The organism is Methylocystis sp. S23, assembly GCF_054106005.1.
In genome coordinates, this window is record NZ_CM134185.1 from 1778508 (window position 1) to 1794484 (window position 15977).

General features: G+C 67.1%; 16 protein-coding genes and 1 riboswitch. Of the genes, 6 read left to right on the forward strand and 10 right to left on the reverse strand.

Annotated elements, in window-relative coordinates; genetic code table 11:
* Positions 1-9: 9 nt before the first annotated feature.
* Both ACV7JP_RS08825 and ACV7JP_RS08830 read left to right on the forward strand, forming a co-directional pair.
* The gene (locus tag ACV7JP_RS08825) at positions 10-414 is read left to right on the forward strand and encodes a surface-adhesin E family protein (RefSeq protein ID WP_457798846.1); all 405 of its coding nucleotides are present in this window, start codon (positions 10-12) and stop codon (positions 412-414) included.
* Between the two features lie 248 nt (positions 415-662).
* On the forward strand, positions 663-902 hold the full coding sequence (locus tag ACV7JP_RS08830) for a hypothetical protein (protein ID WP_457798847.1): 240 nt from the start codon (positions 663-665) through the stop codon (positions 900-902).
* 85 nt (positions 903-987) lie between these two features.
* Here the strand turns inward: ACV7JP_RS08830 and ACV7JP_RS08835 are convergent, their stop codons facing one another.
* Entirely contained in the window at positions 988-4854 is a 3867-nt protein-coding gene (locus tag ACV7JP_RS08835; RefSeq protein WP_457798848.1) for a translocation/assembly module TamB domain-containing protein, read from the reverse strand.
* Entirely contained in the window at positions 4855-6807 is a 1953-nt protein-coding gene (locus ACV7JP_RS08840; RefSeq protein WP_457798849.1) for an autotransporter assembly complex protein TamA, read from the reverse strand.
* Positions 6808-6871: 64 nt separating this feature from the next.
* Here ACV7JP_RS08840 and ACV7JP_RS08845 point away from each other — a divergent pair, with 64 nt between their 5' ends.
* Together ACV7JP_RS08845 and ACV7JP_RS08850 are read left to right on the forward strand one after the other, a co-directional pair.
* Positions 6872-7126, forward strand: coding sequence for a hypothetical protein (locus tag ACV7JP_RS08845; RefSeq protein ID WP_457798850.1), 255 nt, complete (start codon positions 6872-6874; stop codon positions 7124-7126).
* Between the two features lie 251 nt (positions 7127-7377).
* Positions 7378-8001 (forward strand): PilZ domain-containing protein, encoded by a 624-nt coding sequence (locus tag ACV7JP_RS08850; RefSeq protein ID WP_457798851.1) that lies wholly within the window; start codon positions 7378-7380, stop codon positions 7999-8001.
* Between the two features lie 55 nt (positions 8002-8056).
* Here ACV7JP_RS08850 and ACV7JP_RS08855 read toward each other — a convergent pair whose 3' ends face one another.
* The 6 genes from ACV7JP_RS08855 to ACV7JP_RS08880 all read right to left on the reverse strand — a co-directional run bounded on the left by ACV7JP_RS08855 (position 8057) and on the right by ACV7JP_RS08880 (position 12873).
* Positions 8057-8449: a VOC family protein gene (locus ACV7JP_RS08855; RefSeq protein WP_457798852.1), complete on the reverse strand. Its 393-nt coding sequence runs from the start codon at positions 8447-8449 to the stop codon at positions 8057-8059.
* Positions 8439-9353, reverse strand: a complete 915-nt coding sequence (locus ACV7JP_RS08860) for an SDR family oxidoreductase (protein ID WP_457798853.1) — start codon at positions 9351-9353, stop codon at positions 8439-8441. Before ACV7JP_RS08860 ends, ACV7JP_RS08855 begins: the two co-directional genes overlap by 11 nt.
* A gap of 10 nt (positions 9354-9363) precedes the next feature.
* A complete protein-coding gene (locus ACV7JP_RS08865) occupies positions 9364-10728 on the reverse strand; it encodes a thiamine phosphate synthase (RefSeq protein WP_457798854.1) in 1365 nt (454 codons plus the stop codon).
* A 165-nt stretch (positions 10729-10893) separates the two neighbouring features.
* Positions 10894-11685: a thiazole synthase gene (locus ACV7JP_RS08870; RefSeq protein WP_457799055.1), complete on the reverse strand. Its 792-nt coding sequence runs from the start codon at positions 11683-11685 to the stop codon at positions 10894-10896.
* A gap of 11 nt (positions 11686-11696) precedes the next feature.
* Positions 11697-11894 (reverse strand): sulfur carrier protein ThiS, encoded by a 198-nt coding sequence (thiS, locus tag ACV7JP_RS08875; protein WP_457798855.1) that lies wholly within the window; start codon positions 11892-11894, stop codon positions 11697-11699.
* Positions 11863-12873, reverse strand: a complete 1011-nt coding sequence (locus ACV7JP_RS08880) for an FAD-dependent oxidoreductase (RefSeq protein WP_457798856.1) — start codon at positions 12871-12873, stop codon at positions 11863-11865. Before ACV7JP_RS08880 ends, thiS begins: the two co-directional genes overlap by 32 nt.
* A gap of 16 nt (positions 12874-12889) precedes the next feature.
* Positions 12890-13017, reverse strand: a riboswitch (TPP riboswitch).
* Between the two features lie 163 nt (positions 13018-13180).
* Between ACV7JP_RS08880 and ACV7JP_RS08885 the strand changes: the two genes are divergently transcribed.
* Complete coding sequence (locus tag ACV7JP_RS08885) at positions 13181-13747, forward strand: hypothetical protein (RefSeq protein WP_457798857.1); 567 nt, start codon at positions 13181-13183, stop codon at positions 13745-13747.
* A gap of 90 nt (positions 13748-13837) precedes the next feature.
* Here ACV7JP_RS08885 and ACV7JP_RS08890 read toward each other — a convergent pair whose 3' ends face one another.
* The gene (locus tag ACV7JP_RS08890) at positions 13838-14221 is read right to left on the reverse strand and encodes a cell division protein ZapA (RefSeq protein ID WP_457798858.1); all 384 of its coding nucleotides are present in this window, start codon (positions 14219-14221) and stop codon (positions 13838-13840) included.
* Between the two features lie 3 nt (positions 14222-14224).
* Complete coding sequence (locus tag ACV7JP_RS08895; protein ID WP_457798859.1) at positions 14225-14548, reverse strand: DUF4164 family protein; 324 nt, start codon at positions 14546-14548, stop codon at positions 14225-14227.
* 379 nt (positions 14549-14927) lie between these two features.
* On the opposite strand from ACV7JP_RS08895, the gene gap reads away from it, so the two are divergent.
* Positions 14928-15935 carry a type I glyceraldehyde-3-phosphate dehydrogenase gene (gene gap, locus ACV7JP_RS08900; RefSeq protein WP_457798860.1) on the forward strand — a complete coding sequence of 336 codons (1008 nt, stop codon included), beginning with the start codon at positions 14928-14930 and terminating at the stop codon, positions 15933-15935.
* Positions 15936-15977: the final 42 nt, after the last annotated feature.

Sequence of the window (15977 nt, forward strand, 5' to 3'; positions counted from 1 at the left end):
GAGCGGCCCATGCGAAAGAACGTCCTTCTCTTCGTCCTGACATTTGCGGTCTGCGCGCCCGACATGGCCCAAGCGGACTGGCAGCTCGTTTCGCAGGAGGGTTTCTCGACAACCTATGTGGATCCCGCTTCGCGCAAGGCGCTTCCCGAAAGCGTCGTCTCCATCCGCGCGCTGACCGATTATGATCCGGCGTCTCCCGAAGCGGCGTCCTTCAAGCTATCGGAAAAGGGTCTGTCCGAGGTCGAGAAGGTGTTGCTGGACTGCGGGAAGAACGCCTATCGGTCGGAGGGCGGCGATTGGTTCGAGGCGCCAATGGGCGCCGGCGCGATCCGGAGCGCCTATCCTCCGAAAACGGCCTGGTCTCCCGTGCCGTCGTTTTACGCCGGCCTGTATTCCGTCGTCTGCGTCGAGTGAGCGCATCGCCGCTCGCAGCGTCATTGCGAGTCGAAGGCGAAGCAATCCTGAATACACCAGGAAGCGACTCCTGGATTGCTTCGTCGCTTCGCGCCTCGCAATGACGGAGCGCGCGAGCGAAGCAAACGGAACCGCAGTCGCGAAAGGCCGGCATGTGTGGCGGCGCACAGCATTTCCGCCGGCCCGCGCGCATGCTTCCCACGGTTCCAAACGAGTGAACCGACAGTTCGAATTGAGGAGTGTAAAAAATGTTGCGCAAACTTGCTTTCGTCACGGCGCTCGCCGGCGTTCTGGCTCTTCCCACGGCTTCCTTCGCGCATGGCTGGGGCGGCCATGGCCATGGTCACGGCTGGGGTTGGGGCGGCCACGGGCATGGTCACGGCTGGGGCTGGGGCGGCGGCCGCTATTGGGGCGGGACCTGGTATCCTTACGGAACGGGCTCCTGCTGGCGTCCGGGCTATGCCGGCTGGGTGTGGGTCTGCGGCTAAACGCGATCGGTTTTCATGGAGCCATGCGGCCAATCGGAACTCACCCCCTTACGAAGACGAGGGCGTCGCGCCAGTCGCGGCGCCCTCAATATTCATGCTCGATCCCTATGCCCATCGACGTCTTGCCGTCGATCGTGGTTTCGCTTTGCAGACGCACGCCGCGCGTAACGTCGACGCCGACATTGACGGAACTCTGCTCGGGCTTGGCGCCCGTCTTCACGCCGACGCTGACGCCGTCCATGATGTAGCGCGAGGCGCCGACCGTCGGGCCGCCGGCGCCGCCGGCGTCGAGATCGAGCGAGTCGACGCCGAGCGCCTTGCGCATCTTCTCGAAAGCGTCCACGCCCGTCGCCGCGCCGGAAAATTGCGCGAGCGCGGCGGCGAGCTGAACCGCCTGAAACGGCGTGAGCGAGCCCGAGGCCTTGGCGAAGAGCAGGCGCGAAAGCACCTCGTCCTGCGGCATTTCCGGCGTCGAGGAGAAAGTGAAGACCGGCGACGCGGCGGGACCCGAGACGCCGATCCGCGCCGTAATGTCGGCGGCCGTGGTCTCCGCCAGGAAATCCAGTTGCGGCGCGAGTCCGCCGGTGAAGGACAGCTTGCCGCGCGTAATGTCGATGCGCTGCGTGAGAAGCTGCATCTTGCCGCGCCGCAGATCGAAGCCGCCGAGGACATTGGGCTTCTGGATCGCGCCGCCGATCTTCAGATCGCCGCCGAACTCCGCGTCGATGCCGCGGCCGCGCACGAAAATCTTGTTGGGCGCCGAAAGCGCGAGATCGAGCGACGCGTCGAAATTGGATTTGCGCCCCGCCTTCTCCTTCTGCTTACGCTCCAGCGCGAGCATCTGGGCGGCGAAGCCTTTCGCGTTGATATGGGTCGAGCCGGGAAGCGGCTTCAGATTGGCCGGCAGGCGGTCGGGGACGCTCACATCCATCGAGTCGAGATTGACCTTGCCGGCGATCTTGGGATTGCGCGCGAGCGGACCCGAGATCATGAGATCGAGATCGCCGACGGAGTTCACAATATCCGTGCTCGCGAGCTGCGCATTATTGGCGAAGACATGCAGCGCGCCGGGCATGCCGGCGTCGGGCGCGATCGTCACGCGGCCGGCGACGGCGATCTGCCCGCCATTCTTCGTCTGCGCGCTGAGGCCGCCAATGGTGAGATCATGGCCGCGCCCCTCCAATCTGCCGTTGATCTTCGCGAGGCTCACGCCGTTCAGGGGATCGCTGAAGGCGCCGTCGGCAATATTGACGGCGCCGCCGACGATCGGACTGGCGGCGGGACCCGTGAGGCGCAGATCGACATTGGCCTTGCCCGCGACGGTCTGGCCGTTCGCGGCGAGCATTGTGTTGGCGAGCGCAGCGTCGAGCGCGCCCTTCACGGAAAGGTCGAGCCCGCCCTCGCCGAGCGGCGCGGAGCCTGCGATCTTGAGCTTGCTCGTCGCGCCGAGCGCAATGTCGGCGTCGACCGTCATGCGCGAATTGGCGAGGCGGCCGCTCGCCATGGCGTCGATCGCCGGCAGACCGTTCGCGCGCAATTGCGGCGCCGTTACTTTTGACGCCTTCACGCGCCAGTCGCCGGCAAGCGCGGCTTTCGTTCCCGTGATGCGCGCCTCCGCCTCCACCGTTCCGTCGAGGCCGAGCGAGGGATCGACGATCGAAGCGACGGAGAGCGGCGCGGCGCGCGCTTTCGCCGTGAGATCGATGCGCTCGCCGATCACGCCGTCGATGTCGAGACGCCCCGAGCCGAGCGCGACGGAGACGCCGCGCAGATTCATCGCGCCGCGCTGCACGGTCACGATGGCGGGCTGCGCGAGCGCAATTTTCTTGCCGGCGCGCTGCGCGGAAAAGGAGGCGATGTCGAGCTGCGTCGCCTCGCCGGGCGTCAGCGTCGCGCGGCTCGCAATGTTGAAGCCGCGCGCGTCGAGCGAGAGATCGAGCGCCGCCGCGCCGTTCCCCGCAGGGCGGGCGAGGAGACGGGCCTTGCCGATCGTCTCCTTGCCGATGCGGGCGTTGTCGATCGAGACGTCGCCGTCGAGCGCCGGCTGGCGATAGAGATCGCGCGCCGAGAATCTGGCGCCGAGTCGGCCGATGGACGCGCCTGACGCTTCGACGCCTGCTCCCTGCGCGTCGACGGAGACATTCTGCCCGCCGCCCGCCGCTTCGAGGGCGATGTCGGCGCTAAGCCGGCCGCCGAGCTTTTGCAAAGCGAGCGCCGAAAGATCGTCGAGATTGGGCGCATCGACGGAGAGGCGCCCGCTCGCAAGCCCCGCCTCGTCGAGCGCGAGCTGGCCCTTCGCCGTCGCGCCGCCGACAGCAAGATCGAGCTCGTCGAGCTTCCAGCCCTGCCCGGCGCGCGCGAGCGAGAAACGGCCTTTCGCCGGCTTGCGGTCGACCTCGCCGTCGAGCGTCGCCAGCGCCGTGAGCTGGCCGAGAAGGTCATGCGCCTCGCTTTGCAAGGCGAGCTTCGGGATCGGACGGCCATTGGCGGTCGCGTCCTCCAGCGTCATTTTCAGCGTCGCGTCGGGCTTGTCGAGCGCGCCCGTCACGGCGGCCGCGACATTGGCGCGGCCGGTGAGCGGCAGGCCGGCATATTTCAGCTCCGGCAGGTCAATCTTCGCGTCGATCTTGGCTTTCTGCTTCGTCGCCTCGCCGTCGATCAGCGCGGAGACATGCGCGCCGTTCAAGGCGAGCTTCTCGAAGGCGAGCCCGCCATTGGGAAGCGTCGCGACCTTGCCGGAGAGTTGCAGGCGTTCGCCGACGAGCCCGTCCATCGCCGCGACGCCGGAGCCGAGCCCCGTGACCGCGCCGTCGAGCGCCGCCGTCACGCCGCCGTCGAGCGGCGCGCCGGAAAGATCGGCGGAGAGATCGAGCGCGCCGCGCAGATCGCGCCCCGCGAGGCGCGAGAAGCGGTCGAGATCGGCGGCGGAAAGCTTCGCGCTCCCGGCGCCTTTGCCATCGGCGTCGAGACGGCCCGAGGCGCCGAGTTGGAAAGAGGACGCCGCAAGCGCCAGACGGTCGAGCGCCTTGGCGCCGTCATCGGCGAGATGCGCGGTCGCCTCGATCTTCGTGGTCTCGGCGAAGAGCGGCGCGAGGTCCCGCGACAGCAGGTCGGCGAGCCGCGCCGTCACATCGAGATCGACGCGCCGCGCCGCGCCGTCGCGCGCGATCTTCGCGCTCCCTTCCGCGCCGGCCTCGCCCGCCTTGGCGGCGATCGTCGCCGCGAAAGCGTCGAGCGTTCCGTCGCCGTCAATGGCGGCCTCCACCGGCGGCAGGCCGGGAATCTTGGCGAGGCGCGCGATGAGCCCGTCGCCGGGCTCCTTCACGGCGAGCTTGATATGCAGCTTGCCGTCGCCGGACGTATAGCCCGCGTCGGCGCCGACGGAGCCCGGCGCGTCGAGCCGCTGCGCGAGGAGCCGCAGGCTCGCCTTCGCGCCGGTCAGCTCGGCGCCGGCGTCGATCGAAAGAGTCGCGGCGGAGCCCGCCACCGGCTCGGCGAGGACGAGCCTGGCGAGCGCCAGCTCACCGAGCCGCACGCCGATCGGCAGATTCGGCGGAAAGGACATGCTCCCCGATTTCGGTTCAGCCGGCTTCGCCTCGGCGGCCGGAGCCGGGCGGCGCAGGATATCGACTTCGCCGATCTCGACGCGATCGATGTCGAGCTTCAGGCCAAGCAATGCGAGGCGCGACCATTTGGCGGCGATTCGGTCGATCTTCAGCCAGGGGCCGTCGCGATCGGAAACCACCACATTGCGAAGAGAAGGCGTCGACGACAGAATGTCGTCGATCGCGCCGATCTCGACCTTCATGTCCGGAGAGGACGCGGCGTTTGAGGCGAAGCGCGCGAGCGATTGGCCGCCCGATTCGCTATGCAGCGAATAGACGCCCGCGCCGAGCGCGAAACCGGCTAAAGCCAGTGCGCCGGCGGCGATGGCGCGAGAGCGCTTGCGCATCTAAAAGCTTTCCCCGATGCCGATGAAGATGGCGAGCCGGCTGTCCTGCGGCCTCGGATTGAGCGGCGTGGCGACGTCGAATCGAATGGGGCCGATGCCCGTATAGTAACGGAGCCCGACGCCCGCCGCGAGGCGCATGGTGGAGCTGAAATCCGGCCAGGGCGAAGAGAAGGCGGCGCCGGCGTCGATGAAAGGCACAACGCCGATATTCTGCGTCACCTTGATGCGCGCCTCGGCGGAGGCCTCGAACAGGCTGAGGCCCCCGGTCGGCCAGCCGAAGCCGTTTTCGGGGCTGATGGAGCGATAGCGATAGCCGCGCACCGAACCGCCGCCGCCCGCGAAGAACCGGCGGTTCGCGGGCGCGTTCTCGACCGAGGCGCCGACAATGGAGCCCGCCGCGACGCGGCCGGCGAGGATATACCAGGCGTCCTCGTCGAGCGCGTAATAGGCGGAGGCCTGGCCCTTCGACTCCACCATGCCGACGCCATGCGGCAGCGCCTTCACATAAGGCGCGACGCGGGCGTTGACGCGAACGCCGCGCGTCGGCGCGAGCGCATTGTCGGTGCTGTCATAGGTTCCGGAGATCGGAAAGCCGAGCAGCGAATAGTCATGCAGGCCGTAGACGTCGAAGAACTGTCCGCCCTCGACCTCGAGCCCCGCCTGGATAGAGGCCGTGTCGCTGAAGCGATGGCGGACGGCGCCGTTGAAATTGCCGTAGGACGCCCAGTAATAGACGGTGCGCTCGCGCACCGCCGCGGCGTCGAGCAGGAGATCGTTGCGCGTGCCCCAGAGCGCCGGCTTGAGGAAGCTCAGACGCGCGGCGCCGACGAGGTTGCTCGCCTTCAGCTCCGGAAAGGAAATGAAGGCGGACGAATTATTGTAATAAGCGAGGCCGCCTTCGAGATCGAAGCGCAGGCGTTCGGCGCCGCCGAAGAGATTGCGGTCGACCCAATAAGTGCGCAGCGACGGGCCGTTAATGTTGGAGAACATGGCCGAGGCGCCGATCGCGTGGCGCTTGCGCTCGCTCGTTTCGACGAGGATCGGCAGATTGCCGTTCTTGTCGAGATGCGCGCCGTCCTCGACCTTCACGCCGCCGAGCGCCTCGATGCGCGCGACGGATTTGCGCGTGTCGGCGAGCTTCTTCGGGCTGTAGGGCTCGCCCTCCTCCAGATAGATGAAGGAGCGGATCACCGCCGGATCGACGCCCGGCGAGCCCGAAAGCTCCACGGCGCCGACGCCGGCCTTCGGACCGGGATCGACGGTCAGCGCCACATCCATCACATGCTCATTGTGAAAGATCACGGGGCGCGACGAGACGACCTTGGCGAGCGGATAGGATTTGTCGCGCAATTGATCGATCCATTCGGCCTCGCGCGCTTGCAGCGCCGCCGCGCGCGCGGGATCGTCGGGATCGCTGTCGAAAGCCTTGCGCGAGAAAAGCGCGGGATCGATCGGCGCGTTGGTGCGCGCGTCATAGACGACGACATGGCGCAGCGTGAAAAGCGGTCCCGGATCGATCTCGAAAACGACCGGCGCGAGCGCCGCGCCGCGATAGCGTTCGGCGGCGGCCGCCGCCGATTCGGCGCCTTTGCCCTCCGGCGAAATGGTCACGCCAGCGACGCTCGCGCGAACGGTCGCGTTGAAATAGCCGCTCGCCCAAAGCGCGTCCGTGATGCGCGGATAATCGGCGACGACGCGGCGGGTCAGTCCGACGCCCGCGGAAGGAGAGTCGAGCCGCAGGCGCCAGCTATTCGACGCGTCCCTCAGCGTCTGCTCCAGCTTCCCGTCGTTGTCGAGTCCCTTGAAGACCACGTCATAGGCGACCGCGTCGGGGCCGGGTTGCGCCTTTTCGGGCGCGCCGAAGAGGCCGAAAAAGTCGAAGGCGCGCGCGGGCGCTTGCGCGGCGAAGAGAAAGCCGCAGCAAATAAGCGAACTTACAAGAAGGCGCGCCAATTTCACGTGGATCCTGCGAAATTCCTTAAGCGAAACCATAAGAGCAATCGCGTTTGCGGTCCATTTGATTAAGCTTGACGCGCATGTCGTAGTTAACAAGGTTTTGAAAAATCGCGGCATGCGCAAGAGGACGGAAAAACGCGCGGCGGACGCGGCGGATCGCGGGTTTCCTAACTTTTCCGGCAGGCGCGGCGGCGCGCGGCGCCGCATTCGCGGGGAGGCCGTCACATTTGCGATTTTTGGCCGGGCGCGGCGGATTTCCCGCAAACCCAATGAAATAAGCCAGTTGGACGCATATGCGTTAAATTGCGCGGATTAACGCAGTTCTTCGCATACGGCGTTCCCGGAAACCATGGCGAATCTGTCGCAAGCGACTTTCTGACACAAGCTCGCTGCTGTAGGTTTCGAACGCTTAGAGCGCGCGGCGAAAAGGCGGGAGCCGGTTTTTCGCGAGACGCTCCCTCTAAACTTTGGAAGCGATCCTGTGCGATCGGACGATTCCGTCCATTCGCGGCGTGATCATAAAGGCCCTTGCTTGCGCGATGCGAGCTTTCGAGGGCCGACAACATAATGGCGGCTTTGACGATGGGCGTTAATCTCCTCCACTCGATCAGTCATTTCGAGACGGATCTCCTGCAGCGCGTTCAGATCGCCTTCGAGGGCAGGTACATGCTGCTCAAATCCAATGAGGAATATCCCTGTCGAACATTCGACATCTCGCCGGGCGAAGTGTCGCTCTTCGCGCCGGTCGCCGCCATGCCGGGCGAAAAAGTCGTTCTCTATCTCAACGAGCTCGGGCGCCTCGCCGGCGCCGTGACGGGCAAGACGGAAGCCGGCTTCGAGATGAGCCTTCAGTTGTCGCCGAGGCGGCGGGACAGGCTGGCCGACCAGCTCGCCTGGTACGCCGATCGTTCGACGCTGAGCGTCGAAGACCGCCGGCGCCACGATCGCATCGTGCCGCTAATGGACCTGACCGTGCTTCGCCTCATGCGCGGCGACGAGCATATTGTGCGCATCCGCAGCCTGTCGCTCTCCGGCGTCGCGATCGAGACGGACCACATCATTCCGCTCGGCGCCGAAGTGGTGGTCGGAAATACGCCGGCGAAAGTGGTGCGCATAGCGGAAGACGGCGTGGCCTGCGAATTCGTCAAGCACTTCCGCCCCGGCGAGATCGACGAGACGACGCGTCTTTGACGCCTCGCGAAACGGCATGAAAAGCGCGGGCGCCGGACGACGCCGCGCTCCCGCCTTACATCGGCTTCGGCGTCATCCAGGCGACGACCGCGCCGCCGGGCTCGGCAAGCACGGCCATGCGGCCGACGCCGGGAATGTCGAAGGCCTCCTTGCAGATTTTCGCGCCGGCCGCGACGGCCTTCTTCAATCGCGCGTCAATATCGTCGACGGCGATATAGGTCAGCCAATGTTCGGGCACGCCGTCGAATTGCGGGCCGGTCATCTCGAACATGCCGCCGACGCGCGCGTCGCCTGACAGGATGATCCAATAGGTCATGTCCGGCATGGGCATGGCCTCGAAGCGCCAGCCGAGCGAATCCGCGTAGAATTTCTGGGCGCGGGGGATGTCGCGTACGGCGAGCTCGCTCCAGCACACGACGCCGTGGGCCATCTGCGGTTCATTCGTCATCTTGTCCTCCTTTCGGGGCGGTCGCCAGAAGCTTCCGGCGAAGCGCCGAGAAGCCCAGGCGATAATCGGTCAGCCAATCGACGAGCCGCATGGGCGTCAGGCCGGGCAGCGTCCAGCCAAGAAGCCTGTTCTTCATGACCGGCATGCGCAGCGGCGCCCGCGGCGCGGTCAAGGCGCGCAGCACGGCGTCGGCGACGATCTCGGGTCCCGGCGCCGCGCGTCCTTCCCCGACGGCCCATTGCTGCATGCGCCGCGCGGCGGGCCCGTAAATCGTGTCGTCGAAATGGGCGAAGTCCGCGCTTTCGGCCTTGTCCCAGATCGGCGTCGCGATCATGCCGGGCTCGATCAGCACGACGTCGATCCCATAGACCCTCAACTCCCGGCGCAGCGCGTCGGACATGCCTTCCAACGCGAATTTGGAGGCGTTGTAGGCGCCGAGAAACGGCGAGGCGAAACGGCCGGCGACCGAGCTCATCATGACGATGCGCCCAGGCGCAGCCGCCTGCGGCTCCCGCGCGCCGAGAAGCGGCGCGAAGGCCTGCGTCACCTGCAATTGCCCGACGAGATTGATCTCCAATTGCCGGCGCAGATCGGCGATGGGGAGATGCAAGAGCGGCCCCGGCACGGCGACGCCGGCATTGTTGACGAGCCCCGCAAGCGTCGCGCCGTCAAGCCGCGCCTCGACTTGCCGCGCGCCTTCGGCGACGGCTTCGGCGTCGGTCACGTCGAAGCGGAGCGGCGCGAAGTCGGCGCCGAAGCGCGCCTTCAGGCGCTCGGCGTCCGCCGCCTTGCGGACGGAGCCGAAGACGAAGAAGCCGGCCTGAACGAGAGACGCGGCGCAGGCGGCGCCGATGCCGGTGGAGGCGCCGGTGACGACCACGGCGCGTTTCGATTTCCGGGTCATCCGCAATACCTCAAAGCGAAAGGAGGCGACTCAATGCGTCAATTGTAGACGCGTCGGCGCGGCCGTCGACCCGCATTCGGCGAAAATGCCGCTGGAAGGCCGCGACCGATGTGACCGTATCCTCGTCATAAACGCCGGTCTCGGCGATCTTGTAGCCGAAATGCGCGAGTTGGCTCTGCAGGCGGGAAACGGCGTCGCCGGCCATGTCGCGTTCGAGCGTCGCGTCGTCGCCCGGCGGCAAGGGCGCGACATGGCGGCCGACGCCCGCGCGCGCGAGCGCCTCCCAGGGAAAGAATTCGCCCGGATCGATCTTGCGGCGCGGCGCGATGTCGGAATGGGCGAGCACGCGTTCGGGCGCGATCCTGCGACGCTCGCAAATGTCGCGGGAGAGCGCGATCACCGATTCGATTTGCGGGGCAGGGAAGGGATGCGGGTCGATATGGCCGGGATGAACGATCTCGACGCCGATCGAGGCGGAATTCATATCCGTTTCGCCGGCCCAATAGCTCACGCCCGCATGCCAAGCGCGCCGCTCCTCGGGCACGAGCTGCAGCACGCGCCCGCTTTCCTCGACGAAATAATGCGCAGAGACCTCGCGGATCGGCGAACATAGGAGCTCGAGCGCGCCTTCCGCCGTCGGCATGCCGGTATAGTGCAGAACGAGCGCGGAGACGGGCTTGGCGCGGGGCCCGTGATTTGGAGAGGGAAAGACCTTCGCGCCGGCGTAATCGGGCGTGAAGCCGCGCGTGAGCTGCGGCGATTCGCGCCATGGCGCGGTCGCCGTCACCCATTCCACCGTGCGCGCCTCGGGATCGGCGGCGCGCAAAATGTCGGTGACGACGCAGGCGCCGTCGGCGCCCGCCGCGAGCGCCAGACAGGCGCGGGCCGGCGTCAGTCCGCCAATGGCGACGAGCGGAACGTCGCCGATTCGCTTTTTCCAGCGCGCCAGCTTTTCGAGCCCCTGCGGGGCGAATTTCATTTCCTTCAGCAGCGTCGGCCAGACAGGCCCGAGCGCCACGTAATCGGGCGATAGCGACAATGCGCGCTCCAGCTCGGCGTCGTCGTGAGTCGAGACGCCGAGACGTAGGCCATGTCGGCGGATGGCGGCGATGTCCGCGCCATCGAGATCGTCCTGGCCGAGATGCACGAAATCGCATCCCGCCTCGATCGCGAGCTTCCAGTAATCATTGACGACAAGCTGCGCGCCCGCCGCCCGGCAGAGATCGCGCGCGCGGGCGATCTCGTCGCGCAGTTCGGATTCCGGCCTGTCCTTCACGCGCAATTGCACGAGCTTGACGCCGAGCGGCAAGAGTCGAGTCAGCCAGTCGGCGCGGTCGACGATGAGGTAGAAAGGGTCGAGACTCAGTGTCGGCATGGGCGGGGTCTACCCTTTTTGGCGGGATTTTGCGACACCGCGTTCCATGAGAAACGAACGCGAATTGGAACGGTCTTCGGAAGATGACGGAAGGCGCGGTCGCATTCGCGATCCGCTTCGTTGCGACGAGTCCGCGACGTTCGCCTTTCAGCGATCCGCGGAGCCCTAACCGATCGCGTCGAAGGGCCGCCCGATCATGGGCGTCGAGGGCTCCGCCATGTCGCGTGGGGTCATGGGCCTTGCGAGATGCGCAAGCCGCCCAGCTTCGACCGCGAGACCGAAGGCGCGCGCCATGGCGACGGGATCGCCGGCGCGCGAGATCGCGGTGTTGAGCAGCACGGCGTCGTAGCCCATCTCCATCACTTCGGCGGCGTGCGACGGCGCGCCCAGGCCGGCGTCGACGACGAGGGGCGTATTCGGGAAATGCGCGCGCAGCGCCCGGAGCGCGAAACGGTTGTTGACGCCGCGCCCTGAGCCGATCGGCGCCGCCCAGGGCATGAGCAGCTTGCAGCCGGCGTCGAGCAGCTTCTCGGCGACGACGAGATCGTCGGTCGTATAGGGAAAGACCTGGAAGCCGTCGGCGGCGAGCGCCTTCGCCGCCTCGACCAAGCCGAAGACGTCGGGCTGCAGCGTGTCTTCCTCGCCGATGACCTCGAGCTTGATCCAGTCCGTCTCGAACACTTCGCGCGCCATCCGCGCCGTCGCGATCGCCTCCTTGGCGGTGCGGCAGCCGGCCGTGTTGGGCAGCACCCGCACGCCCATGTCGCGCACGAGATTCCAGAAGCTTTCGCCCGCCCGCGATCCGCCGGCCTCGCGGCGGAGCGAGACGGTCACGATCTCGCAACCCGAGGCGCGGATCGATTCGGCGAGGATGGCGGGCGAGGGATAGCGCGCGGTGCCGAGCAGAAGGCGCGAGCGCAGCGCGGCCCCATAAAGAGCCAGCAGATCCCCGGGCATGTCGTGCGCGTTCACCCGCCCTGCCTCGGCGTCACGATTTCCACGGCGTCGCCCTCCTGCAGCACGGCCTTGTCCCGGTCCTTGTCGCGCACGAATTCCTGGTTGAGGGCCGTGCCGACCTTCTGGTCGTCATAGCCCAGCTCGCGCAACAAAGCCTCCAGCGTGGTGGATTCCACCTCACGCGGACGCCCGTTCACTTGAATCCGCATCCATGACCTCCGGGAAGTAGGCGCCGCCGAGAACGACCTCGGCGGCCCGCCGCGCCAGCGCCGGGGCAAGCAGGAAACCGTGCCTATAGAGCCCATTAATATAGATCGTCCGGCCGCGCTGGGTAAGGCGCGGCAGATTGTCGGGGAAGGCGGGGCGCAAATCCGAGCCCGTCTCGACGATCTCGGCCTCGGCGAAGGCTGGATGAATGGCGAAGGCGGAGTTGACGAGCTCCACCACCGAGCGCGCCGTGACCCGCGCGCGCTCCTCATTCTCGATCATGGTCGCGCCGACCATGAAAAGCCCTTCCCCGCGCGGCGTGATATAGACCGGGCGGCGGGGATGCAGCATGCGGACGGGGCGGGACAGCGAAATCTCCTCGCTGCGCAAAATGAGCATCTCGCCCTTGACGCCCCGCAGCTTCGCCAGCGCGTCCCGGGCGGCGAAGCCGCGGCAGTCGATCGTCCAGTCGGGGACGGTCGTCAGGCTCTCGGCTTTGGCGCCAAAATGCTGCGCAACATTTTGCATCGCGGCGAGACGGTCGGCGAGGGCCCGCAAGGCCGCGCGCGGATCGAGATGGGCCTCCTGCGGGAAATAGAGCGCCTCCTCGAAGCGCCCGGAAAGGTCCGGCTCCAGCGCCGCGACGCCCGCCGCGTCGAGCCGCTCGAAATGGCTGGTGCGGCGGGCGAAGTCGGCAAGCTCGGCGCGCTCGCGCGGCGCCGGGACGACGAGGCTTCCCGCGACCGTCGCGACCGGGACCTCGCGCGTCCAGAAATCCAGCGCCTCCCGCCCGAGTTCGGCGACGAGCGGCTCGGCGCTCTCCAATTCGCACCAGGGCGCGATCATGCCGCCGGCGTAGCGCGAGCAGCCCTGGCCGGGCGCGCCGTTGCGCTCGACGAGCTCGACCTCCGCCCCGGCGCGCGCCAGCGCATGAGCGGCGCAGAGTCCGGCGACGCCGGCGCCGATCACGCGGGCGAACATGACGCTTCCCTTATGGAAAGAAGATTGGACACCATCCCTCCGCCAGCATTGAACTGGATCAGGTTCGAAGGGTCGCCGCGCCCGGCGTCGCGCGACGCCTCTGCAGCCTCTCAGCCCCCTGGCGGGGCTCCCCCGGCGCGGGGAGAGTCGCGCGAAACGGGCCTCCGCGTCAAGCGCCGCGGCGGCGCCGAATGACGGTTGTGTGGCGGGAAGCAGGCTTGCAAGACAGGCGGCGATGGCCCACTTTCAGCACAACGACAATGCGCGCGAGCGTGCAAAAAGCCGCGCCTATCCGGGAGAGAAATAGATGTTCCTCAGCCTCCGCGCGGCGCTCGCCGCGAGCCTCGTCGCTGGCGCAATCGGCCTCGCCGCGCCCGCAGGGGCCGCCAAGCTCGGCCCCTATTTCCCGATCCCGAACGGCTTCAACCTCAACGGAATCGCCCGCGACTCGCTCCTCGCCATCCAGTCGAGCTGGCTGAGGAACGGCCTCGACAATCTCGAAAAGGCCAAGAAGGAGGCGGACGCCGCGCTGGAAAGCGCCAAGGCCGGCGCGCCGGATCAGGCCGCCGCGGCGGAGGCGAAGGTCAAGGATCTCGACAGGTTGATCGAGGACGCCAAGGCCGAGATCGCCCTCGCGACCGACGCCTCGCCCGACCATGCCGTCCAGAAGGCGCGCAAGGACAAGCTCCTCGGCAATGTCAACCAGTGGATCAACGAGCTGGAGCGCATGGCCACCGAGCAGATGAAGATCGCCATCATGTCCGACGGCGGCGTGGCCATGACCGCCGAGAAGCTCAACCACCAATATTCGACCTTCGCCGACGACCTCCAGAAGGCCAAGCGCGACGCCAGCGTCGAGAATTGGGGGAAGTAAGCCTGTAATAAAGGATAACCCCGTCATTGCTTCGCTTCGCTCGCAATGACGTCTCTGGGCGGACGCGCCGCCTTTACCGGCGGCTCCCCCTTAAAGGGGAAAATCGTCCTTCACCGCGGGCTTCTGCAGCTCCGTATTGAGCTCCTCGATCCGCCGCGCCGCGTCCTCCACCGCATGGGCGACGCGCTCTTCCAGAGCGGCCGCCGCCTTCTTCACCGAGTCCAGCTCCGCGCGCAGCGCCGCATTGTCCATCTCCATCGCCTGCGCCTTGCCGCGCGCGTCGGTCGCCTCGTCGGCGATGGCGAGGGCCGCCATCACCACGATGCGCTGCTCGCCGATCTCCTTGAAACCGTCCTTCATCGCGAGGATCTTGCCCTCGACATAGCGGGCGAGCTGTTCGAGGCGCGGCTCCTCGCCGTCGTCGCAGGAGAGGCGGTAGGTGCGCCCGGCGATGGAGACGATGACGGCGGCCATGGACTACTCTCCCTGCCGCACGGCCGAGACCGCCGCTCCGAGGGCCGCCGCGACCCCGGCTCCCGCCCCGTCGAGCCGGCGCAGCACCTCGTCGCGGGCCTTCTCCAACGCGCTGACGCGGGCGAGCGCGGCGTCGAGATCGAGCGCGAGGCGCCCCCGGTCGTCCTGCATGATGGCGAGCTCCTCCTCGAGCTCCGCGCTGGAAAGATCGTCCTCGAGCTTCAGGGCGACCGTGCGTTCGAGCTGGTCCAGCGCCGTCTTGAGGCGGGAAAGCGCCGCATCGAGCTTATCGGCGGGCTGATCGGCGGGCTTTTCGGAATATGTCATCGCCGGGCGGCGCCCTATTTCTCACGGCGGAAGAGGTGGCGGCGGCGAGCGCCGATTCGCCGTAACGCGTTGGTAGCATGAATCGGGCAAATCCCAAGGCGGCGCCCGACTTCCCTGGAAGCCGCGCGGCGGGGCGACGCGTTGACAGAGGGGCGCGAGGTGCTATCACACCCTCGCCTCGAAGCTGGGGCGCGCCGCGAGAAAGCAGACAATGGCCTTTCGCGGGAGGCGCGCCCTAACGCTTTGAAATCGATCACGCTGCGATCGGGCGGCTCCGCCCCATCGCCGCGTGATCTTAAGGCCCGGCGCGCGGCGCGCAGACGCCGCCGGGCGAAAGCCGCCTTTCTCGCAAAGCCGGCGGCGAAAAGGAGATTTCCAAATGACCGTCAGAGTGGCCATCAACGGCTTCGGGCGTATCGGCCGCAACGTCCTCCGCTTCATCGTCGAATCCGGCCGCGCCGATCTCGAGGTCGTGGCCATCAACGACCTGGGCCCGGTCGAGACCAACGCCCATCTGCTGCGCTATGATTCGGTCCATGGCCGCTTCCCTCACGAAGTGAAGGTCGAGGGCGACACGATCAATGTCGGCCGCGGCCCGATCAAGGTCACCGCCATCAAGAACCCGGCCGAGCTGCCTTACAAGGATCTCGGCGTCGACGTCGCGCTGGAATGCACCGGCCTCTTCACGGCGCGCGACAAGGCGAAGCTGTTGCTCGAGGCCGGCGCCAAGCGCGTGCTCGTCTCCGCCCCCGGCGACGGGGCGGACCTCACGGTCGTCTATGGCGTCAACCACGACAAGCTGACCCGGGATCACCTGATCGTCTCCAACGCCTCCTGCACGACGAACTGCCTCGCGCCGGTCGCCAAGGTCCTCAACGACGCCATCGGCATCGAGAAGGGGATCATGACGACGATCCATTCCTATACGGGCGACCAGCCGACGCTCGACACTTTCCACAAGGACCTCTATCGCGCCCGCGCCGCGGCGCTCTCCATGATCCCGACCTCGACGGGCGCCGCCAAGGCGGTGGGCCTCGTGCTGCCGGAGCTGAACGGCAGGCTCGACGGCTACGCGATCCGCGTGCCGACGCCGAACGTCTCGGCCGTGGACCTGAAATTCATCGCCAGGCGTCCGACCACGAAGGACGAGATCCACGCCGCCATCAAGGCGGCGGCCGACGGTCCGATGAAGGGCGTGCTGGCCTATACGACGGAGAAGCTCGTCTCCATCGACTTCAATCACAACCCGGCCTCGTCGACCTTCCATCTCGACCAGACCAAGGTGATGGACGGCAATCTCGTCTCGATCCTCTCCTGGTACGACAATGAATGGGGCTTCTCCGGCCGCATGACGGATACGGCGGCGCTGATCGGGTCGCTGATCTGATTTCCGGTAGAAACCAAATCATGACGCGGGCCGACGAGGTCC